The organism is Vibrio sinus, from assembly GCF_023634645.1.
GTDB classification, from domain to species: Bacteria; Pseudomonadota; Gammaproteobacteria; order Enterobacterales; family Vibrionaceae; genus Vibrio; species Vibrio sinus.
The window spans coordinates 262045-284451 of record NZ_JAMKMR010000004.1 but is presented as its reverse complement, the minus strand read 5'-3'; the positions used below and the strand labels follow the sequence as shown (position 1 = coordinate 284451).

The window sequence follows — 22407 nt, the reverse complement described above, 5'->3', positions numbered from 1 at the left end:
GTTCACTCCATTTTGACTCTCCTGCCCCAGCCAAAATGAGATATGCTGCCATGTATCTCAATTCATTGTGAAAGAGCGGCTTCGCTCACTTTAGAATTGGCACTGGTAAGTTATAGTTAAATTAAAAGGGACATTTAACTACGACATGCTGCCGTCAGAAATACAAGGTTGGTTTCAGGCTATTACCCAAGATAGCCCATTTTTTTTCGCTATATTGGATAATCAATACCGATATACGGCCGTCAATAAGCGGTATCAAGACATATCGGGTATGGCGGCTGCCCAGCTGATAGGGAAAAATGATGAGCTTGTCTTTGGTGAATCAACATTTCAGACACTTGCTCTGCTATACCAACAGGCATTAGCTGGAGAAATGCTCGAAACCGAAGTTTCATTGTTATCGCAAGGGAGAGAAACAACCCTACACGTATTCGTTTATCCTATCACCGTATCCTCTGTTGGTGCTCACATTGCTTTTCAAGCCATTGATGTCACCGAAAAACATCGACTTATCGAAAGTGTTCGCGAGTCTGAAGACAAATATTCAACGCTCACCCGTCTGATTCCCTTTGGTGTGATGCTGGTAGAAGACAGTGCCATTATTTCAGCCAATGATGCCTGTGCACAGTTGCTAGGTTTCAGCACACCCAAAGAAATATTAGGAGAAAATTTAGAGCACCTTTTTATCGATGGGAAAACCAAAGAAGCCTATAAAGAATCAATCGGTGGCCTGCTCAAGGAGAAACCGATCAGTTGCTTCACAAGTCCAGCCTGTGGGTTAGAGCGACGAATACAACTATTTTCTGGCAATGCCCAGTTATATGGCGCTCCTTTGCAGCTTATCCTTTTGCAAGAAATCCCTCCCCGTGCTGATATGCTTAGCACATGCACTCACGATGTTTATCGAGATTCCGTTACGGGGCTGTACAACCGAATGGGTTTTATACAGTGTACCGAGCAACTCATTAATCAATCTTCGCCATTAATTCTGCTGTATTTAGACATAGATAACTTCAAAAACATCAATGATTCGTTGGGCCATCAGATCGGTGACTTAGTATTGAGAGAGGTCGCTGAGAGGCTCAAAGATATTTTCCCCTCGACTTCCCTCATCGGTCGGCTTGGTGGCGATGAATTTGGCATCATAGTAAAAGAAGCGCACAGTGAAGAAGCCATTGCCAACTACGCAAAATCCATCAAGCTCGCTATTTACCAGCCCTTTGATCTGCATTATTTCAATAAAAGGCTGACTTGCTCTATCGGTAGTGTCAGCTACCCCGACGGGGGAAAAAATACCTACTCATTGCTACAAAATGCCAATTCCGCCATGTATCAGGCTAAGTACGCCGGCCGCAACCGGCTCGTTGCGTTTGACGAAAAAATAGGTAAAGAAGCGCGAAAACGGCTTTGGATAGAAATCGAGCTGCAAAAAGCGCTGCAACACGACGGCCTTGAAGTCTGGTACCAACCTAAAGTCAGTAGTGAAAATTATCTCATTGTGGGCGCCGAAGCGCTTATCCGCTGGAAACACCCCGTCGAAGGCTATATCAGCCCTAGCGAGTTTATCCCCGTAGCAGAAAACGCGGGGTTAATTGAAAACATCGGCCGGGTTGTAATGCGAGAGGTATTTCGTAGCGTCAAGTTATGGAAAGTGCAGAATATTCTTCCTGGTAAGATTGCAATCAACCTATCACCTGAGCAGTTTCTCAATACCCAACTCGTTGGCTACGTAGAAAAGCTGCTGACCAGCACCCAGCTCGATCCAAGCTGTATCGCATTTGAGCTCACCGAAAGCTCTATTATGCGCAACAGCCTAGACACGTTAAAAATGTTGAATGCTCTAAAAAGCTTGGGTTTTTCCTTATCCATCGATGATTTTGGCACCGGATATTCCTCACTGTCCTACCTAGCGCGCTTTCCTATCGACGAGTTAAAAATCGATCGGGCCTTTATTACCGATATCGAATCACTCCCTAAACAACTCACTGTGGTGGAAAGCATTGTAAATCTAGGAAAGTCTTTAGAGCTCACTGTGGTTGCAGAAGGCATAGAAACCGAACAACAAGCGCAGCTATTAAAAAAATTGAAATGTGACTCGCTACAAGGGTTTTATTTCCATACACCAAAGCCTAAACACGAAGTCGAAAAACTGTTTCTTGCTGATATGAACAGACGTAAAACCTACCAGCGTGTTAAAACGAAAAAGCGGAATGAAAGTTAGCTAAAACCATTGGCTCATCGCGTCTCTATAACTTCTTAACCAACATAAAAGCTCTTGGGTAAGTGATCTTAATGCTTCTATACCCATATATTTTTTCAGCCACTAAGTCGTAAAACTTACTCATACACTGTTTGTCTACCTGTTTTGTAAAATATTTGGGATCGGCATAGGCCTTTATTGGGCCAGAGTTAAATACTTTTAGTCCATCTTCTGCACTCAATTCATATTCAAAGTCTTTTGCCATAAAGCGCTGAAGAGCTAAGCCATGAGAATGAAAGAAGCTGCTGTATTCTTGTTCGTTATCTAGATAAAAACATGGAAACTGATGATAAGAAAACATTTCTCTTATATCTTCATTGTGGCTTTTTATTTCCTCTACAATATCAATAAACTCCGGACACCAACGATGGGTATATGATGTTTGAATATAAAACTCTCCTTCATCGGCAAGAGCACACTTGATGTTACGAAGCGCTAATTCAAAGTTGGAAAACCACAAAAACGATGAGTTTGAGATAATAGCGTCATATTTTTCTTGGCTCTCATAGCTTTCTATTGCAACATTTTCGAATCTAACACCTTCTACCTGACAGTTCTTTTTCGCCTGCTCGATCATCACCTCAGACTGATCAATTGCATGCAGAATCTTCGGCTTTAATGAAGAATGCAGTAGCTTGGTCACGAGTCCAGAACCACAGCCAATATCGAGTACCTTATTAACATTGGTTGTATTAACAAACTCAATCAACGTCCTTGCGGCATCAAACTGTATAAAACCATTCTTAGCATAGTTGACATCGTAACTCTTACGTAAATCACTTAACATATACTTGCCATATCATTGTTATTAAAGACAAATATTATATACGCATCGACCAAAAGAGTACTGGATTCAAAACACTAATTAGAGCTAATTAACTTTCTCTTCATCCGCCTCATGTTGCTGAAGCTGAGCGGCTTCTTTTTTAATCCTATCTAGCTCTATATAGGCGTATTTATGCTCGATGTAATCGTAAACATTGGAGGATAAGACAATTTTATACAGGGTATATGCGCTTTTTAGATCGCCCATCAATTGGTAACGCTTGGCAATATAGAAATACGTTTCAGTTAAGCGCTCAGCCAGTACCACATTGTCCGCTGAAGTAGTGACAATAGCTTTTAGCGCTTGCTCATTGGTGACTTTATTGAGCATGACACCCACCAAAAACCACCCCCAGCCCGGACGTTTAGATGCATAGCTTTCCGTTAATGTCTTTTTGGCAAGGGCGGGATCAACTTCGTACTGGATGATGTAGCGCCAAAGGCTGATGAAAGGATCAGCTTCGCCGTCTTTGGTAAGTGTTTGTAGATCTTCTAAGGCCAGTTCATAGCGACCGCCATAATACAAAGCGATAGCTCGATTTCGGATGGCAAACAGGTTTTTAGGATCGAGCTCAATAGCAGAATCAAACGCTTCATAGGCATCATCAAACTGCTGCTCTTCAGTAAAATTCACACCAAGCAGGTTATAAACATCGGACTGAGCAGGGTCAAGCGCCAACGATTGATCGAAATCCAGACGAGCTAACAAACGCAAACCGACACTGTCGTAAAAGCTGCCTCTTTCATACAGCATTTTAGCTCGAACTTTATCGTCGAGGTTTCGGCGCTGAATAAGCTGAGTCAATTGTGCAATTTGAACTTCTTTCTTCGCACTGACTTGCAAAGGAATTGCCATGGGAGGATAAAGCCATTGGTTTTGCGATGCACAGCCACTCACTAGTGCTAACAAAAACACACTCAATATAGCGGTTCGAATCCTTTTCACAAATAATACTCCTGTATGCCAGCAAAACTGCTGCTAGGCTTCGCAGCCTTAGGGTCTTTCCCTTATGATCCGCATTAAAAAAGGGAGCGGCAGTGCTCCCTTTTTTATAACACGCTTTTATCTAGCAAGGGGAATCCCCTGCTAAGCCGTGTGAAGTCAATACAGATTATTACTCTGCATTTCCTTCCGCGCTGTCATCGGCTACCACTTCTGTCTCTGGCTTTTCTACCGCTTCTTTCATGCTTAAACGAATACGGTTTTGACGGTCAATTTCCAGTACTTTAACTTGTACTTCTTGGCCTTCTTTCAAGTAGTCAGAGACTTTCTCAATACGCTTATCCGCGATTTGAGAAATGTGTACCAAACCTTCTTTACCGCCAAGAACAGCAACGAATGCACCGAAATCAACAATACGGGTCACTTTACCAGTATAGATGGTTCCAACTTCAACTTCTGCTGTGATCTCTTCGATACGTTTGATAGCCGCTTTTGCTGCAGTACCTTCAGTCGCTGCAATCTTAACTGTACCATCATCTTCGATTTCGATAGTCGTGCCTGTTTCTTCCGTCAACGCACGAATTACCGCACCGCCTTTACCAATCACATCTTTGATCTTGTCAGCGCTGATCTTCATAGTGTGAATACGCGGCGCAAACTCAGAGATATCTTCACGAGCACCAGAGATGGCTTGATCCATAACAGACAAGATGTGCTTACGAGCACCCTGAGCTTGGTTCAATGCAATTTGCATGATCTCTTTAGTGATGCCTTCGATCTTGATATCCATTTGCAGCGCTGTGATACCAGTGTGAGTACCCGCTACTTTAAAGTCCATGTCACCTAGGTGGTCTTCATCACCCAAGATGTCAGAAAGAACAACAAAGTCATCGCCTTCTTTCACTAGACCCATTGCGATACCAGCTACAGAAGACTTAATTGGTACACCTGCATCCATAAGCGCAAGAGAAGTACCACATACAGAAGCCATTGAAGAAGAACCGTTAGATTCTGTGATTTCTGATACAACACGTACTGTGTATGGGAACTCATCTACTGATGGCATTACTGCAGCAATACCACGCTTAGCCAGTTTACCGTGGCCGATTTCACGACGCTTAGGAGAACCAACAAAGCCAGTTTCACCTACACAGTATGGAGGGAAGTTGTAGTGTAATAGGAAGTGATCTTTACGCTCACCTGTTAGCTCATCGATGATTTGTGCATCACGTTGAGTACCTAGAGTCGCAGTCACAAGAGCCTGTGTTTCACCACGAGTAAATAGAGACGAACCATGTGTACGAGGTAGAACGCCAGTACGTACGTCTAGCGCGCGAACCATGTCTTTCTCACGACCATCAATACGTGGGTTACCAGCGATGATGCTGCGACGTACAACTGTCTTCTCTAGATCATGGAAGATAGTGTGAATTTCTTTTGTGTTCGCTTCAGGATCTTCAGCGAGAAGTGCTTCGTTTACTTCATCAGCAATCTCATGGATGCGGTCGTAACGAGCCATTTTCTCAGTGATTTTGTAAGCTTCAACAAGCTTAGTTTCTGCTAGATCAGCAATCTTAGCGTTAAGCGCAGAGTTCTCTTCAGGAGCAGTCCAATCCCACGCAGGAGTAGCAACGTCAGCAGCAAACTCGTTAATTGCTTTAATCACAGCTTGTTGCTGGTCGTGACCAAATACAACAGCAGAAAGCATTTCTTCTTCAGTTAGGTTGTCAGCTTCTGACTCAACCATCAATACCGCTGACTCAGTACCTGCTACAACTAGGTCTAGACGAGAGGTCTCTAGCTCAGTTTGGCTAGGGTTAAGTACTAGTTGACCATCGATGTGACCAACGCGAGCTGCACCGATAGGGCCATTGAATGGAATACCTGAAATTGCAAGCGCTGCAGAAGTACCAATCATTGTTGGGATATCTGGCTGAACGTCTGGGTTTACAGATACCACTGTCGCGATAACTTGTACTTCATTTTTAAACGCGTCCGGGAAAAGTGGACGAATTGGACGGTCGATAAGACGTGCAATCAAAGTTTCGCCTTCAGAAGGACGACCTTCACGCTTAAAGAAACCACCTGGGATTTTACCCGCTGCGTATGTACGCTCTTGGTAGTTTACTGTTAGTGGGAAGAAGTCTTGACCTTCTACCGCTTCTTTTTTACCAACAACAGATACGAATACTGCTGTGTCGTCCATTGTAACCATTACCGCAGCGGTGGCTTGACGTGCGATGACACCAGTTTCTAGAGTAACCGTGTGGTTACCGTACTGGAATGTTTTAACTACTGGTTTTTCAAACATTATATTTCCTTGCTCTAAGCATTGCTTAGAATAATTGACTTACCACTCAGAGCATTACAAATCGCGACTAGTAAAAGCACACTATTGTATAAATTTCACTTTTAATAGCCGCGACCTTCCGGTCGACTTCGGTGACTGCAATGCCTTAAGTATTTAAATGAGCGATTCCCTCGTTTTTACGATGACGTTCGCCGGACGTAGTATAAACTAGATACCTTTTGATTGGTAAACTCTAGATAACAAAAAAGGGGCATAATGCCCCTTTTTCGAACAAACTGATCTTAGCGACGTAGGCCTAGACGTTTGATTAGATCTTGGTAACGAGAAAGGTTTTTGCCTTTCAAGTAGTCAAGAAGCTTACGACGGCGAGATACCATACGTAGCAAACCACGACGGCTGTGGTGATCGCCTTTGTGCTCTTTAAAGTGACCTTGAAGGTGGTTGATAGAAGCTGTAAGTAGTGCAACTTGAACTTCTGGTGAACCTGTATCGCCTTCAGATTGAGCGTAGTCAGCTACGATAGCCGCTTTAGTTTCTGCATTCAGAGACATTGTTCTCTCCTAATAAGAGTAAAGTAGAATGTAGCAGCCAATCTCTGATTCAGCCGCTACGCGAAGCGCGGATTATAAGAAAACGCTGTCGTTTTATCAACCGCTAATTTCATCCCGCTTAAAAGACAATTTAAGTACGGACCACGTCTTTGAGCGCCCAAAATGAAATCAAAGCGGCAACCAAAATAAATACCCCTTCCCAATAAAAGTTGCCCAGATTGATGTACACGGTAATCAGCATCCCTATTCCGCCAGACACATACGTTGCCACACCAATTAACCCCGACGCACTACTTTTTCCTTCATCAATGGTATTGAAGGTATGAAAAAGCAGAATCGGAATTAAGGCAACGGAATACAAGGTGGCGAGAAAGCCAGGCAGCAGCCATAACCAGCTGATGGTATTATTAAAAAGGCTCAAAGCAAACGCACTCAGAGCCGCCAATATAAAGCACACCTTAACCGAGTTTAGTATAAACCGCTCGCCTAGCTTTTTGATCATGTAGTTGGAAAACGGCGGATAAATGATACCAGGTAACAATGTGGGTAGAAGATAATACGCCACTTCCGTCGGTTGAATGTGATAAACCGGAGTGAGCCAAAATGGCACAGCAATGTAGTAGCTCTGGATGATCGCAGCCATGCACATCACAACCACTAAGGTCTTTCGGAACACGCTGTTTTTGAAGTGCGCGCCCATCTGCAAAAGCGAACGTTTAAAAGTTAACGCTTGAGCACTTTGCGACTGCTCCGGCAGTTTGCGTACCAGAAAAAACATCACCACCAACCAGATGGGGATAATAACAAACACCGCTCGCCAACCAAGCCAAGTGCTGACCCAACCTGATAGCAATGGTGTCAAAAACGCTGCTGAATAACCACCAAACGAAGTCAAAGATAAGGCATGCTTTATTTGTTCAGCATCTTTGAGAAACGTAACAGGAAAGGCTCGACTGCATACAGACATACCACTGACAAAAGCACTACCAATAACAAAAACCACCCCAAAAAAAGCGATATTTCCAGCAATAGACGCCAATACAAGAGACACAACTCCCACGACGCACACCAGCTCAATAAATCGCTTCATCTGCATTTTGTCGATTAAAGGCCCCCAAATTAAAGGGAAGAGACCGGCAAAAATGAATGATAAAGAGATAATAAAGCGCACGGTGTCTTCAGAGGTATTCAATAAACTGGGCATGGATGGAAAAATGGGCAAGCCGACTTTCATCAGTCCCCAAAAGGTCGCCATAAACAGCATGGGAAAATAAACCAAAAAGCGAGTGTGTAAACTCATTACGCCTCCAAGAGCAATTCTGACGAGACGTATAATGTACCGAATTCATTGCAAAGCAAAGTTATCAATAACCAAAAGTTTCGAATAAAAGCCAATACTACCTTACTTGCCTAGATGCCAGTTTCACTTCAGACTTACACCAAACAACAGTCCCGACAATCAAGCTTACGTGGTACACTTTCGCCACATTTATTGCAAACAAGATAGAGAGTCATTATGAAAGTTGGCATCATTGGTGCGATGGAACAAGAAGTCACCATTCTCAAGCAAAATATCGAAAACTGTAAAGAAGAGAACAAAGTAGGCTGCACATTCTATTCCGGCACACTGAATGGCCTAGAAGTGGTATTGCTCCAGTCTGGTATTGGTAAGGTTGCCGCAGCCATTGGTACCACTATTTTGCTTGACGAGCACCAGCCTGATTGCATCATCAACACAGGTTCAGCTGGCGGTTTTGACTCCACTCTCAACCTTGGCGATGTCGTCATTTCGACAGAAGTGCGTCACCACGATGCCGACGTCACCGCATTTGGCTATGAAATGGGCCAAATGGCAGGACAACCCGCCGCCTTCGTTGCCGATGAAAAACTCATGAATATCGCAGAACAAGCCCTTACCGCAATGGAAGATAAGCACGCCGTACGCGGTTTGATCTGTACTGGTGACGCTTTTGTTTGCTCAGCAGAGCGCCAACAATACATCCGCCAGCATTTCCCATCTGTCATTGCTGTTGAGATGGAAGCCTCAGCGATAGCTCAAACTTGTCATCAGTTCAAGGTCCCATTTGTTGTCGTGCGCGCGATCTCAGATGTCGCAGACAAAGAATCACCAATGAGCTTTGAAGAATTTTTGCCACTAGCCGCACAGAGCTCATCAGAAATGGTGATTAAAATGGTAGAACTACTAAAAAATTAGGAAGAACTAAGCTCTCTAGAGCAAAGAAATCATGGAAGATTTTTTCAAACACATCTATTCCAATGGCACCCTCCTTATCATGTGGGGAGCGGTGCTGTTTAACTTTATCCTACCAATTCCTAAAAACGCTCATCCTATTGCGCTTTGGCACAAGTTTGCCGAGCTGCTGGCAGAAAAGGTCAACAACAATACCAACCATTCACAAAGCTTAATTTCTGGCACGTTAGCCTGGGCTTTGATGTGTTTGCCCGCTTTGGCGGTATTGATTGCTCTGCAGCCGTTGGTTTGGGAATCGCACCTTTTTGAGCTCGCCCTGCTTATTCTCGCGCTCGATTGGAGAAACAACGACAAACTGGCTCATCAACTTATCTCTGCGCTAGCAAAAAACGATAAGGAAACGGCGAAAGCCACGCTGCAGCCCTTTGTCAATCGCGACACCGCGACTTTATCGCAGCTCGGGCTTGGCAAAGCCAGCACTGAAACGCTTATCATGGGCTACGGACGAAACGTCATTGGCGTCTTATTCTGGTATGCATTCTTAGGCGGGATTGGCGCTTTCTTTTATCGGCTGGTTGCCGAACTCGCTAGGGCTTGGTCTCCTTCTAGGCAAGAATTTGTCCCTTTTGGATCACCAGCGATTGCTGTATTAGCGACGTTGGACTTTATCCCTCTAAGAATATTTGCTGCCTTGATCTCAATAGGGAGTCGTTTTATCAAAACTTGGCAACTGATTCGGATGCAATCGGCCTCTTGGCCCCTTCCTGGTCCTGGTTGGTTATTAATTGCAGTGGGTGGAAAACTGGAGTTGTCACTGGGTGGTCCTGCGATGTACAACAAAAGAAAAAGTGTCCGCGCCAAAGTTGGCGGTCGCATCGCTCCTGCGGCGATACATTTATCACAGGTGCAAAAATTATTAGCATGGAGGTCACTGGCTTGGGTAGTATTGCAAAGCATTACGCTAGGCATTATTTACCAAGGCATTTAAATGAAACGCTACTTACTTTTGCTGCTGAGCCTTCTTGTCAGCCACACTTACGCTCATGAAATAGCAAAACGTGTTATCACCTTATCTCCTCATGCAACTGAGCTTGCTTTTTCTGCTGGACTTGGAAAAAACATTGTCGGCGTCAGCGATTACAGTGACTACCCCCCTCAAGCCAAACACATAGAGCGGGTGGCGAACTATCAAAGCCTCAATATCGAACGTATTGTAGCGCTCAAGCCAGACTTGGTTATCGCTTGGCCTGCAGGCAACCCAAGCAAACAACTGAACAAACTCAAACAACTTGGCGTTCATGTCGTTGATCTCAATATTCACTCGTTAGACGACATCGCCAAAGCCATTGACCAACTCAGCCAATTCAGTAGCGACCCTAAAATAGGCGAGCAAGCCGCAATTAACTTTCGCCAGCAACTAAAAGTGCTTGCCAAACAATATCAAACCCAACAACCCGTGAAATATTTCTATCAACTGTCAAGTAAGCCCATCATCACTATTGCCAAAGGTAGCTGGCCTAGCGAGGTGTTTTCCTTCTGTGGCGGTAAAAACGTTTTTGCCAATAGCCCAGCACCTTATCCGCAAGTTGGGATTGAGCAAGTTCTGTTGGCAAAACCACAAGTGATTTTCACCACACAAGATCCCTCTCTGACCCAACAAATGTGGCAACAATGGCAAAGTGTTTTCCCTGCCGCCAAAAAAGACAACATTTGGCGCATCAATCCCGATTGGTTAAATCGCCCAACAATGAGAACGTTAAAAGCCATTAAGCAGGTGTGCCAAGATTTGGATTTGGTAAGAAAAAGATCGTAGATTTAATCGCTAAAGTCTGCGTACAATTGCTTGATATTCAGGTCAATACACCGATTAAAAACCTTGATAGATAAGAGTACATCACTGTGGAATCCCCGTTAATTTACACCGTTGATTTGTTTGGTACTGCGATATTCGCTGTTTCTGGCGTATTGCTCGCAGGAAGGTTAAAAATGGACCCTTTTGGTGTCATTGTATTAGGCAGTGTAACGGCGATAGGTGGCGGCACTATTCGCGATCTATCGTTAGGCGCTACCCCAGTATTCTGGGTGAAAGACACCACCTATATTTGGGTGATTTTGGTCACCTGTTTGTTCACCATGTTGCTGGTACGCCGGCCCAAGCGCATTGCGTGGTGGGTACTGCCCGTTTGTGATGCAATAGGCTTAGCCGCTTTCGTTGCTATCGGGGTAGAAAAATCGCTTATCTATCAGCACTCAGGGCTGATTGCGATCATTATGGGGGTCATTACTGGCTGCGGTGGTGGCATCATTCGGGACGTACTCGCGCGAGAAGTGCCGATGGTATTGCGAAGTGAAGTCTACGCCACGGCTTGTATCATTGGTGGTGTATTCCAAACTGGCGCATTGTCGTTAGGCTTTAGTAACTCGAGCGCGTTTTTCTCCTGTGTTCTTTCGGTGCTGCTGATTCGACTCGCTGCAATTCGTTGGCACTTATCTCTGCCAACCTTTGCTATCCATAAGTAGCATCTACAGCCCAACTCGGGGTAAGAGATCATACTCTATCTGAGTTGGGCTTTGAGCGTTTCCCTAACGTAACGTCACTTACTGACTAGCGACTTTTCTGAGCAACAATTTCAGACTAGAGAAATCATTCTCCATTTCTGATGAAAGAAGTGGCATTGAAGCATGTTTTGCCAACGGAGCAGGCAACTCAATATCCGATTGAAGAATCTCGTCAACGACTTCTTTAAACTTGGCTGGGTGCGCTGTACATAAGAACAATCCAGTCTCCCCATCCTCTAGCTGGTCATCGAGCACTCGATAAGCAATCGCTCCATGTGGCTCACATAGATAGCCAAGATCGTCTAGCTCTTTGACAGTTTGCGCACTTTGCTCATCCGTCACTGCACCTTTTGCTAGCATCTCAAGCGCCCAGCCTTTTGTCTTTACCAGCTCTTCAATACGAGGCCAATTATTTGGCTGACTAACATCCATCGCATTCGATGTCGTGGCAATCGTTGGCTTCGGGCTCCACTCACCCGTATCAAGATATCTTGGCACCGTATCATTCACATTGGTAGCAGCGATAAATCGTTTTATGGGTAGTCCCATGGCTTTGGCAAGCAGACCAGCAGTTAAATTGCCAAAATTGCCACTTGGCACTGACACCACAACCTGATCTCTTTTTGATTCAGGTAGTTGGGAAAATGCTTCGAAGTAATAACAGATTTGCGCCATTAAGCGGCTAATATTGATTGAATTGGCCGAATTGAGGCCAATTTCCTGACGTAGCGCTTCATCATCAAAGGCCTGTTTTACAAGCGCTTGGCAAGCATCAAAGTCACCATTGACCGCCACCGTATGAATGTTTTTACCTAGGGTACAGAACAGTTTTTCTTGTAGTGGGCTAATTTTGCCTTTCGGGTATAAGATCACCACATCAATATTGTCCATATCATAAAAAGCGTGGGCTACCGCTGCGCCTGTATCACCTGATGTTGCAGTTAAAATCGTAATTCTTCCACCGTCCGATACTGCCGCCAGTGATTGAGCCATAAAGCGTCCACCAAAATCTTTAAACGCTAGGGTTGGACCATGGAATAGCTCTAATGCATGAACATCCTCTTTCACTTGCTTAATGGGGGCGGGAAATTGGAATGCCGCTTCGACCATAGAATTAACTTGCTCTGGACTAAGCTCATCGCCAACGAGAGCGGATAAAATTTTCGAGCTGCGAGCGACAAAGCTTTCGGAGAGAAGCTGCTCAATATTATCAAACTCTGGCAATGTTTCAGGAAAGAACAAACCTTGCTTGCGGCCTAGCCCCTGACGTACAGCTTGAGCGAAGGAGACGCGCTCTTGATTGTCTTTAATATTGTATAGCTTCATAGTTTGCTTCCTGTGATTGTTGAGCCTTGTTTGTCCAATCTGCAAACGTGAACAAAGCCATCTTTATTTTGTACGTAATGAGTTTCAAGCCAAGTCGCTACACGCTGTGCGACTTCTTTTTCTTGGCAAATACTAAATAGTGTTGGGCCACTGCCTGAAATTCCGGTCGCTAAAGCCCCTGCAGATTCCGCAAAAGCACGTGCTTGCGCAAAACCTGGCAATAACTTTTCACGGTATGGTTCGGCGATGACATCTTTTATCATTTTCGCTGCCAGTTCTGGTTGCCCACTGTGGCAAGCGTGGATAAAGCCCGCTAAATGGCGGCCATGATTAATCACATCTTGGCGACGATATTGGCATGGTAATATCTCTCGGGCTTCAGAGGTGGATACCGTGATACCTGGGTAGGCCATCACCCAATACCAGTTTTCAAAACTGGGGACTTCCTGACTGATCATGCCCAATTCTTCAACCATCAGTTGAACACCGCCTAAATAGCATGGCGCGACATTATCGTAGTGGACACTACCTGAAATTTTGCCTTCCATTTCTCCCATGACCACCAGCAGTTCATCTTGACTCAGTGGTTCACCATGGAACTGATTAAGCGCATCCAGCGCCGCAACAATAGAGCAAGCGCTAGAGCCTAGCCCTGAGCCAATCGGCATGTTCTTTTCGAGTGTGAGATGAACGGGTTGGCATTCCAAGCCTTTCTTATCCAATTCCCGAGAGAAAGCAGCCCAGCAATCAAAAACAATATTATCCTTGGCATCTTCAGGCAGCTTATCGACAAAAGAGCCCGAGGTAGATAAAGAGAAGGGCTCAGAGCCAGCCGTCACCGCTACTCTGTCGCCTAGCAAGGAGCCATCTATAGGAGAGACGGCCGCCCCCAAAACGTCAAAGCCAACGCTGACGTTACCAATTGAGGCCGGCGCATAGACAACCACGTCATGGCTAACTTGCGCTGTTAAACTTCCAGGCATTGTTATACTCCTAGTTTCCATCCAAGTGTACGCATGACATCGGCAAACACACCAGCCGCCGTCACTTCTGTGCCTGCGCCATAACCACGCAGCACTAAAGGTATAGGCTGATAGTAACGGCTATAGAAAGCAAGTGCATTCTCGCCATCTTTTATCTTGAACATGGGATCATCTTGATCCACAGCGGCTAAGCTCACCTTACACTTGCCGTTTAGGATTTCACCAATATACCTAAGCACCTTGCCGTCTTTGGCTGCTTTTTCCAACAGCTCAGTAAAGTATTTATCCGCTTGCGGCAAACGCTGCAAAAACTCTTCAATGGTTCCGCTTGAATCGAAACCTGGTGGCAGTGCTGGCTCGACTTCAACCTCATCAAGCTCTATCGACAACCCCGTTTCTCTTGCTAGGATCAGTAGTTTTCTCGCCACATCCATTCCGGAGAGGTCGTCCCTAGGATCAGGCTCGGTAAAGCCATTTTCTTTTGCGATATTGGTTGCTTGGCTTAAGGTCATGCCTTCATCAAGCTTACCGAAAATATAGGAAAGTGAGCCTGACAAAATGCCATTAAATTTCTCGAGCTCATCACCGGCAGAAATCAGGTTCTGCAAATTTTCAATCACAGGAAGCCCGGCACCGACTGTGGTTTCATACAAGAACTTACGGCGGGATAAACTCGCGGCATTACGCAGTTGGTGATAATACGCCATGCTGGCCGTGTTGGCTTTTTTGTTTGGCGTCACAACATGGAAACCCGCGGACAAAAATTCATCGTATTGATTGGAGATGGCTTCACTAGACGTGCAATCCACAAGGACAGGATTGATAATGTGATTACGTTGCACCAGTGCGATCAACCTGGCCAAACTGAACCCTTCTGTCGCACCAGTCATTCGATCGCGCCAGTGCTCTAGAGGCAAGCCATTGCTATCGAGTAACAAGCCTTTCGAATTGGCCAAACCGCACACTCGGATCACAATCCCTCTTTCTGCCAGCTTATTTTGCTGGCGCTGAATTTGGTCTACAAGCTCTCCGCCCACACCGCCAACACCAACAACAAAAATGTCTAAGTGGTGGTTTGCATTAAATAAATTCTCATGACACGCTTTCACTGCTTCAGAAATCTTATCTTCAGGGACGACCGCCGAGATAGCTCGCTCTGACGAACCTTGGGCAATAGCAACAATGTTCACATTCACTTCAGCCAGTGATGAGAAGAACCTTGATGCCACGCCTTTCGACGTCCTCATGCCATCACCGACTAAAGTGATGATGGACAAGTTCTGCATAAACTCGACGGGTTCTAACAAGGCATTTTTTAATTCAAGGTCAAAAGCTTCTGCTAAGACTTGCTCGGCTCGAGATTTATCTGCAGATTCTATGCAAAAGCTAATACTGTATTCAGAAGAGGATTGTGTAATAAGCACAATGGAAATGCCCGCTGACGACATAGCACCGAAGACTCGGCTAGCCATGCCAACCATACCTTTCATACCGGGGCCGGACACATTCACCATAGTAAGGTTGCCTAGGGTGGTAATGCCTTTAATCGGCAACTTATCTTCGCCAGTATCTTGGCCAATTAATGTGCCCTCTCCTTGCGGATTAAAGCTGTTTTTGATTAAGCAAGGAATGTGGAACTGTGCAATGGGAGAGATGGTTTTTGGGTGCAGCACTGACGCGCCAAAATAAGACAGCTCCATCGCTTCTTGGTAACTAAGAGACTTAAGCAGCCTCGCATCATCAACCAACCTAGGGTCGCAATTGTAAACGCCATCTACATCGGTCCATATTTCGCAGCACTCCGCTCTCAAACATGAAGCCAATACAGCCGCAGAATAATCCGAACCATTGCGCCCCAACGTGACTAACTCACCTTGACGGCTGCCAGCGGTAAACCCGGGCATAATATGCACACATCCAGAAGTGAGCGGCTTTTGTTTAAAGTTTTCCGTTGACGCATCCACATCGACCATGGCTTCTAACGGCTCACCATCGGCAATCAAGTATTTAACCGGGTCAATCAGGCTTGCTTGTTGACCTTTCGCCTCAAGTACCGACTTCATCAACTGAATAGAGACGCGCTCACCTTTACTGATAATACGAGCGTTAACGTTGTCAGGGCACATCCCGAGTAGATTGATGCCATGGACAAATTGACGCAACTGAGACAGCGACATTTTGACCTGATTGAAATAACCCGTGCCGTCTAGCTCAGGTAATCGCTGCTTAATGTCATGAAAAAGGGATTGAAATGAAGACTCAAGCTCGGCAATTTGTAATTCCGCTTCTCCATTTCGAAGTGCTCCATCTATGACAGATACGAGTTTATTCGTGGTTTTTCCCGGTGCAGAGAGAACAACGGCGACCTCTCCTTGTTGGGCATTGTTAACAATTATGTCTGCAGCTCTTAAAAATCGATCAGCGTCCGCTAATGACGAGCCACCAAACTTCAATACTCGCATCTCATCCTCCACAAGTCTTAAAAAATGGCATAAAAAAAGGCCTGTATCTTTTGGGATACAGGCCTTTTTTAAAATTTCTTTCGCTCAGCAGCCTGCCCCAACATTGATGGTGTCGGTAATAATAATGGTTGTGGTCATTACTAGTTGCTTGGCAGAGTGCATAAAATAGTTATTCGATTACTTCTTTGTGTGCGTACCCATTACGTTTACCTTAAATTCGCCTTGGCAGTCAATCAAAAAATTCAATTATTTCCGATTATCTTGTCTTTCAGACATCGAGAAAGTGCACAATTTCCTGTGCAACAAACGTAACTGTTTGAGATAAGTAAGGCAGCCCTCCTTTATATGCAACAAGTTAAAATAAACTGGATGGACTAATAACCAAATACTATATAGATGTGACCACAGTTGGTGAAAAACTGTGCTTTACTTATACCCAAGTGACGCAAAAAAGCAGTGCTGACGTCACTGAGCTGACAACCGATTTGGAACGAAGTTGCAGCTATAAAAATGGATAATAACTAATATAAAAACTAAGGAGCGGTGGATGAAAACAGTCATGTATTGGTTGCCGCTTGCATTTTGTTTTCCGTTACAAGCAGAGGACTTACCTAACTTTCCTTCCGAAAAAAAAACCTCTCCGCATAAGTTGTTCGTATCTAGCGAAAACAATACGCAAAGCACAGAGTCTTACAAAATTGATAGTGGCTATTCCTATAATATTTTCAACAAGGTAGATCTTTATATCGGTGCTCGTATCGACCGAACCGAAGACAACAATGATCCGAAAATGATCGATGGATTATTAAGTGGTTTGAGTTATCAACTAACAGAAAATATTTCCGTAAAAAGCACATTACGCTCATACACGGAAACTGTTTATCAAGATAATGCGACCTCGATGGCAGCAGAAGTATCCAGCCGAATGAAGATCACCGACAACTTAGATGTCCACGCCACACTCGATTATCAAGAGTGGCGTCAAGGTATTGAAGTAGGTATAGGATTTCGTTTTTAGTCAGTTAAGTTTGTTCACCTTGACCGGTGAACAAACTTATATTCCTCTCATCTAATCTCTAACTTATCTTTAGACATCACGACACCATTCCAATCTGCATACAGATAATCACCAGGCTGAATCATTTGATTGTTGACGGTTAAAGACACATTGATTTCACCTACATTTTTTTTCTCTGTTTTTAATGGACAAGTGCCTAGCGCTTTGACTGCAATGTCCATTTCAGAGATGGTTGCTGCATCACGTATGGCTCCATAGATTATCACCCCTTCCCAGCCATTTTTCACTGCCAGCTCAGCAACTTGATCGCCAAGCAACGCCTTCTGACAAGAGCCATTTCCATCAACAAACAAGACTTTGCCATTCCCGCTTTCTTGCAAAACTTCACGAACTTTTGAATTATCGTGGTAGCAACGAACGGTAACGATTTCTCCACAAAATGCGCTTTTTTTCCCATAGTGGGCAAAATCTAGATCTAATAATGTCACTTTATCTTCGTACTGATCGCAAATATCTGGTGTTAAATCTTTCATTTTTCCTCCAAGAATTGCTCTACATACTGTCATTGATTCAATTTACATAAGTTGGCTCGTGACCAATGCTAGGGGCTCGCCGCTCGCAGAACCCTAGTCGCTGATAGACAAGTTAGACCTAAGTGGTATAGACGATGATGCCATTCTATATAATCATGGCTAGATCAACTCCGATACAGCTTCCAAACTAGCATATTTCGCTATACAGCCCCCTCCCACTACAGCAAACTTACATTGCATTCTAAAGGGTTTGAGTTTTTCGCCTTGAAAAGAGATGTTCAAAAAAGGTTGCACATTTTGTAACATTATTTTATTCGTATTCAATAGGTTTCAGCTATTGATATAAATCAACAAAATGTTGAGAATTAACATTATAACGTTGTTAGCAAGCTGTTAAGAATATAAAATTCCCTCTACCGACTAGCAGGCTTAATGAATGGAGCACGGAAATATCAGCGCCATTCGAATGTAAATCCAAGGAGGGCGGGCATCCAAAGTTAGTGTTTTTTATCAAACTTTGGTTTATTATCAACATCACATTACCCGTATGTTATCTTTTTTGCCTAATATTTATTCTGTTAGCACAATTTTTTCACAAGTTTAGGTATAGCCAATGCAAAGCCCGCAGATCCTCATCGTTGAAGATGAGCAAGTAACTCGTAACACTCTGAAGAGTATTTTTGAAGCAGAGGGATATGCTGTTTTTGAGGCCAGTGACGGTGAAGAGATGCACCATGTGTTATCCAACAACCAGATTAATCTGGTCATTATGGATATTAACCTACCAGGCAAAAATGGTCTTCTTCTTGCGCGCGAATTACGTGAGCAAGCAAATGTTGCACTGATGTTCTTAACCGGTCGTGATAATGAAGTCGATAAGATCCTTGGTCTTGAAATTGGTGCAGATGACTACATCACTAAGCCATTCAACCCAAGAGAGCTGACCATCCGTGCGCGAAACTTACTTGGTCGTTCAATGAACACCAGTATCGCTCAAGAAGAAAAACGCAGTGTCGACAAATACCAATTTAATGGTTGGGTGCTAGATATCAATAGCCGCTCTTTGGTCAGCCCAAATGGTGATGGTTATAAACTTCCTCGTTCCGAATTTAGAGCACTTCTTCATTTCTGTGAAAACCCAGGACGCATTCAAACTCGTGCCGATCTATTAAAGAAAATGACGGGCCGTGAGCTGAAACCGCACGATCGTACTGTTGATGTAACGATTCGTCGTATTCGTAAGCATTTCGAGTCAGTAACAGGAACACCAGAGATCATCGCGACCATTCACGGTGAAGGCTATCGTTTTTGTGGTGATTTAGAAGAATAACCTTCTCTTGCTCAAAACAGAAAAAGGTCGGGGTTTATCCTCGACCTTTTTGTTTGTACTTTTTTGTTTGCACCTTCTTGTTTAAAGAGAAGCCGCAAATCTATATCGCTCACTCAACCGAGTTAACCTGCACATCATGCTCAACAAGCCATTCCGAGCGCTTGCCATTTTTAACCTGCAACGCTACATCAACAGATTTCGCTAAGTTAACAGGGGCTTTTTGCCAGTGAAAGCCGACTTCCCACTGGTTTTCGTAGTTGGTTTGCACTTCCAGCTCATCGCCATTAAACACCCATACATCTTTGCCTTGTTTAATCGATACTTCGACCACGGCAAGATTTGGCGGCAAAGGTTTCTTCGATTCTAGATACAAGTTTCCATGTAGCGTTTGATCCTGGCCTTCTACGGACGCTGGAACATTGGTGATCCACAAGTTGCTCTTCATCACGATCTTGTCGCCAGATACTTGAGCGTGGTTGTCTTGATACCAAATGCCTTGTGGGGCACTGCTACACCCAGCCAGAAGCACCAATACTAGTGACGTAAAAAGAATTTTTTTCATAATATTACCTGTGTGATAGCCACTCTTTTAATACTTGAACATCATGTTGATATTCGTTTTTGATTTCTTCTACCCAATCAGCAATATTTTCTGACCAAGCTGGGGTGTCAGGTGTCTGCGCTTTTTTGGCAATCTGCTGAATGTGCTTTAGCCCGACAGAGCCCGCCGCCCCTTTAATCTTATGTGCTTCAGAAACGATGCCTTTTTGGTCTTTTGCTGTCAGGTTCGAGGACAATATTTCGACATAACCAGGCATCAACTTCTCGAACATTTCAACGCTATCTTTCATCGGATTAACTCCGACAATATCAACGTATGACTCAAGCATATCTAAATCGAGTAAATGCACATAAATCTCTTTATTGTCAGACTCGGGCACCACTTTATTATTTGGTGTTTTCATCGCAACCATTTCTTCATATTCGCTTTCAAATTTCGCAATGACTTCTTGAACTGCGTCTACGGAAAGAGGCTTGCTGATCGCATCATCCATGCCTTTATCCAAGTAATCTTTCATGTTGCTGATCGAGTTCGCCGTCAGTGCAACCAATGGTGGTAGATTCTCGTAGGTATCGCGATAGTAATTGGCAATATCAAACCCTGTCATATCTGGTAATTGAATATCGAGAAGTACCAAGTCAAACCGCTCTGGCTCAAAGGTTTCGAGAGCCTCTTTACCCGTCAAAGCCACCGTCACCGTATGTCCTAGGCTCTCTAGTAGAGAACAAGCCACTGTCACGTTAAGCTCAATATCTTCTACCATAAAAATGTTTAAGCTGCGTGTCGAAACACTTGTTTTGGGCAGCAAAGCTTGCTCGTCTGCAAGGGGAACTGGGATAGACACAGTAAACGTACTGCCGAAACCTTCTTCACTCATGACATCAATGTCGCCGCCCATCATCTTGATAAGTTGAGCCGACACAGCCAGACCGATCCCCGTCCCCACCGCATGTAAGTTATCTTTGTCGGATTTTACCTGATAATACATGGCGAAAATCTTATCTAGCTCAGAATTTGGGATGCCAATTCCACTGTCTTCGACCTGAAATACAATGGATGCGTCCTCTGCTTCCATATCGGCGCTCACCGAGACGATAACGCCCCCTTCTTTGGTAAACTTCATGGCGTTGCTGATCAAATTCCAAAGCACTTGCCTTAACCGGGTGGCATCCACCTCAATGGCTTTGGGAAAATCAGTCAGTCTTTCTAAGCTAAACCTTAATCCTTTTTGCTGCGCCATTAAGGCTGAGATCGATTCAAGCTCGTTAACGAAGTCGTCAAATCTAATCGGTACAGGAAATAATTCAAGCTTTCTCCTGTCAAATTTATCCATATCGATAATGTCGTTAAAAATATTGCCTAGAGTAATGGCACTGACATTAATGGTTTGCATATGACTGCGCTGCTCTTGTGATAAATTCGAATCCAACAGCATTCTGCTCAAACCAACGATACCATTGAGCGGCGTACGCAGTTCGTGACTGATGGTAGAAATAAAGGTGGTTTTTTCACGGCTCGCCCGCTCGAGAGATTCTTCATGGCGCTTACGCTCAGTAATATCACGACCAAAGCCGACCAAACCTAAGTGGTGGCCATCTTTGCTATAAAAGGGGACTTTGCGTAGCTCGAAGTAGTGTTTACGTCCATCAGGATACTCAAGCCATTGCTCATAGGTAAGCGATTGATTACTAGTAAACACTTCCTGATCAGTGGCAACAACTTGTTGCGCCACTTCTTTGCTATACACATCCCATGGCGTCAACCCCACCAGCTGACGTTCGGACTTACCCGTTAGCGTTTCCATTGCCTTGTTACAGCCAGAAAATACACCATTGGCTTTACGGTAATAGATAAGATCAGGCGAGGCATCGATAAACGAGCGCAGCAGTGCGGTCCTCTCGGCCAGTTCAACTTGAGTGCGTTCACGTTCATACACTTCGTTCTCAAGATCGAGGATAGCCATTTTACGTGCTTCTTCTGCTTTCGTTCTTTCTTGGATCTCTTGGTTTAGCTTTTCTATGTTTTCTTGTAACTCAAGGTTGAGCTCGTGATCTCGCACTCTCATGTCCTTGAGTTTCGACACCAATTTTGACAACCGCTGACGCGACTCTTCAAGCTGATCCACGACAACAGAAAGAAAATACACCGCCCATGGGGTAATCAAAATACCAAAAAAGACGGAACGGACGATATCGATGTTGGCCACATGTCCTGTTAGAGCCATGGTGATGCCTACTTGTACCACGACCGCTAAGGCCACCAAAGCGAGCGCTAAAAGAATTGAAAAGCGCAAAATGCCAAGTTTTACCAATAAATCAACATAATACTGTGCCAGGTTTTTGATCAGTTTCATGTAGCGTCTCACCATCCTTCGTTAGCGCTAGTTTACATGGTTTGCTTGATGGGAGTAACCGTTTGATGAGGAAGTTTACCTATAAGAAACTCAGGGCGTGTTGAGTGGACCACTACCTTAATTTAAAGCAGGTTTATCTATGAGTCGCAGTAAAGTAAGCGGAACTCGCTAGTAGAAGC

At 44.3% G+C, this 22407-nt stretch carries 18 protein-coding genes and 1 other annotated feature; of the genes, 7 read left to right on the top strand and 11 right to left on the bottom strand.

Annotated features, from left to right (window positions below; genetic code table 11):
• Nucleotides 1–145 precede the first annotated feature (145 nt).
• Entirely contained in the window at nucleotides 146–2221 is a 2076-nt protein-coding gene (locus tag M9194_RS06750) for an EAL domain-containing protein (RefSeq protein WP_250611855.1), read from the top strand.
• A 25-nt stretch (nucleotides 2222–2246) separates the two neighbouring features.
• Here the strand turns inward: M9194_RS06750 and M9194_RS06745 are convergent, their stop codons facing one another.
• From M9194_RS06745 to M9194_RS06725, 5 genes are all read right to left on the bottom strand, one after another.
• The gene (locus tag M9194_RS06745; protein ID WP_250611854.1) at nucleotides 2247–3047 is read right to left on the bottom strand and encodes a class I SAM-dependent methyltransferase; all 801 of its coding nucleotides are present in this window, start codon (nucleotides 3045–3047) and stop codon (nucleotides 2247–2249) included.
• Nucleotides 3048–3131: 84 nt separating this feature from the next.
• Nucleotides 3132–4031 (bottom strand): lipoprotein NlpI, encoded by a 900-nt coding sequence (gene nlpI, locus M9194_RS06740; RefSeq protein WP_250611853.1) that lies wholly within the window; start codon nucleotides 4029–4031, stop codon nucleotides 3132–3134.
• Between the two features lie 169 nt (nucleotides 4032–4200).
• Nucleotides 4201–6339, bottom strand: a complete 2139-nt coding sequence (gene pnp / locus M9194_RS06735) for a polyribonucleotide nucleotidyltransferase (RefSeq protein ID WP_250611852.1) — start codon at nucleotides 6337–6339, stop codon at nucleotides 4201–4203.
• 281 nt (nucleotides 6340–6620) lie between these two features.
• Nucleotides 6621–6890, bottom strand: coding sequence for a 30S ribosomal protein S15 (gene rpsO / locus M9194_RS06730; protein ID WP_250611851.1), 270 nt, complete (start codon nucleotides 6888–6890; stop codon nucleotides 6621–6623).
• A gap of 130 nt (nucleotides 6891–7020) precedes the next feature.
• Nucleotides 7021–8190: an MFS transporter gene (locus M9194_RS06725; RefSeq protein WP_250611850.1), complete on the bottom strand. Its 1170-nt coding sequence runs from the start codon at nucleotides 8188–8190 to the stop codon at nucleotides 7021–7023.
• Nucleotides 8191–8406: 216 nt separating this feature from the next.
• Here M9194_RS06725 and mtnN point away from each other — a divergent pair, with 216 nt between their 5' ends.
• The 4 genes from mtnN to M9194_RS06705 all read left to right on the top strand — a co-directional run bounded on the left by mtnN (nucleotide 8407) and on the right by M9194_RS06705 (nucleotide 11622).
• Nucleotides 8407–9105 (top strand): 5'-methylthioadenosine/S-adenosylhomocysteine nucleosidase, encoded by a 699-nt coding sequence (gene mtnN, locus M9194_RS06720; protein WP_250611849.1) that lies wholly within the window; start codon nucleotides 8407–8409, stop codon nucleotides 9103–9105.
• A 31-nt stretch (nucleotides 9106–9136) separates the two neighbouring features.
• Nucleotides 9137–10090 (top strand): cobalamin biosynthesis family protein, encoded by a 954-nt coding sequence (locus tag M9194_RS06715; RefSeq protein WP_250611848.1) that lies wholly within the window; start codon nucleotides 9137–9139, stop codon nucleotides 10088–10090.
• Nucleotides 10091–10915 carry a vitamin B12 ABC transporter substrate-binding protein BtuF gene (btuF, locus tag M9194_RS06710; protein ID WP_250611847.1) on the top strand — a complete coding sequence of 275 codons (825 nt, stop codon included), beginning with the start codon at nucleotides 10091–10093 and terminating at the stop codon, nucleotides 10913–10915. It begins immediately after the preceding gene.
• An 86-nt stretch (nucleotides 10916–11001) separates the two neighbouring features.
• The gene (locus tag M9194_RS06705; protein ID WP_250611846.1) at nucleotides 11002–11622 is read left to right on the top strand and encodes a trimeric intracellular cation channel family protein; all 621 of its coding nucleotides are present in this window, start codon (nucleotides 11002–11004) and stop codon (nucleotides 11620–11622) included.
• A gap of 78 nt (nucleotides 11623–11700) precedes the next feature.
• Here M9194_RS06705 and thrC read toward each other — a convergent pair whose 3' ends face one another.
• Genes thrC through thrA form a run of 3 tightly spaced genes read right to left on the bottom strand, consistent with a single transcriptional unit; the run spans nucleotide 11701 to nucleotide 16432 of the window.
• Nucleotides 11701–12987 (bottom strand): threonine synthase, encoded by a 1287-nt coding sequence (thrC, locus tag M9194_RS06700; protein ID WP_250611845.1) that lies wholly within the window; start codon nucleotides 12985–12987, stop codon nucleotides 11701–11703.
• The gene (gene thrB, locus M9194_RS06695) at nucleotides 12984–13970 is read right to left on the bottom strand and encodes a homoserine kinase (protein ID WP_250611844.1); all 987 of its coding nucleotides are present in this window, start codon (nucleotides 13968–13970) and stop codon (nucleotides 12984–12986) included. The genes thrC and thrB overlap by 4 nt, the downstream gene beginning before the upstream one ends.
• Before the next feature lie 2 nt (nucleotides 13971–13972).
• The gene (gene thrA, locus M9194_RS06690; RefSeq protein WP_250611843.1) at nucleotides 13973–16432 is read right to left on the bottom strand and encodes a bifunctional aspartate kinase/homoserine dehydrogenase I; all 2460 of its coding nucleotides are present in this window, start codon (nucleotides 16430–16432) and stop codon (nucleotides 13973–13975) included.
• A 30-nt stretch (nucleotides 16433–16462) separates the two neighbouring features.
• Nucleotides 16463–16581 (bottom strand) — a sequence feature (Thr leader region).
• 398 nt (nucleotides 16582–16979) lie between these two features.
• Here thrA and M9194_RS06685 point away from each other — a divergent pair.
• Nucleotides 16980–17450: a hypothetical protein gene (locus M9194_RS06685; protein ID WP_250611842.1), complete on the top strand. Its 471-nt coding sequence runs from the start codon at nucleotides 16980–16982 to the stop codon at nucleotides 17448–17450.
• 47 nt (nucleotides 17451–17497) lie between these two features.
• Here M9194_RS06685 and M9194_RS06680 read toward each other — a convergent pair whose 3' ends face one another.
• Nucleotides 17498–17983, bottom strand: a complete 486-nt coding sequence (locus M9194_RS06680; RefSeq protein ID WP_250611841.1) for a putative 4-hydroxy-4-methyl-2-oxoglutarate aldolase — start codon at nucleotides 17981–17983, stop codon at nucleotides 17498–17500.
• Nucleotides 17984–18596: 613 nt separating this feature from the next.
• Here M9194_RS06680 and arcA point away from each other — a divergent pair.
• Complete coding sequence (gene arcA, locus M9194_RS06675; RefSeq protein ID WP_250611840.1) at nucleotides 18597–19313, top strand: two-component system response regulator ArcA; 717 nt, start codon at nucleotides 18597–18599, stop codon at nucleotides 19311–19313.
• 109 nt (nucleotides 19314–19422) lie between these two features.
• Here the strand turns inward: arcA and M9194_RS06670 are convergent, their stop codons facing one another.
• On the bottom strand, nucleotides 19423–19875 hold the full coding sequence (locus M9194_RS06670; protein WP_250611839.1) for a putative periplasmic lipoprotein: 453 nt from the start codon (nucleotides 19873–19875) through the stop codon (nucleotides 19423–19425).
• A 4-nt stretch (nucleotides 19876–19879) separates the two neighbouring features.
• Nucleotides 19880–22228, bottom strand: coding sequence for an aerobic respiration two-component sensor histidine kinase ArcB (gene arcB, locus M9194_RS06665; RefSeq protein ID WP_250611838.1), 2349 nt, complete (start codon nucleotides 22226–22228; stop codon nucleotides 19880–19882).
• Between the last annotated feature and the right edge of the window lie 179 nt (nucleotides 22229–22407).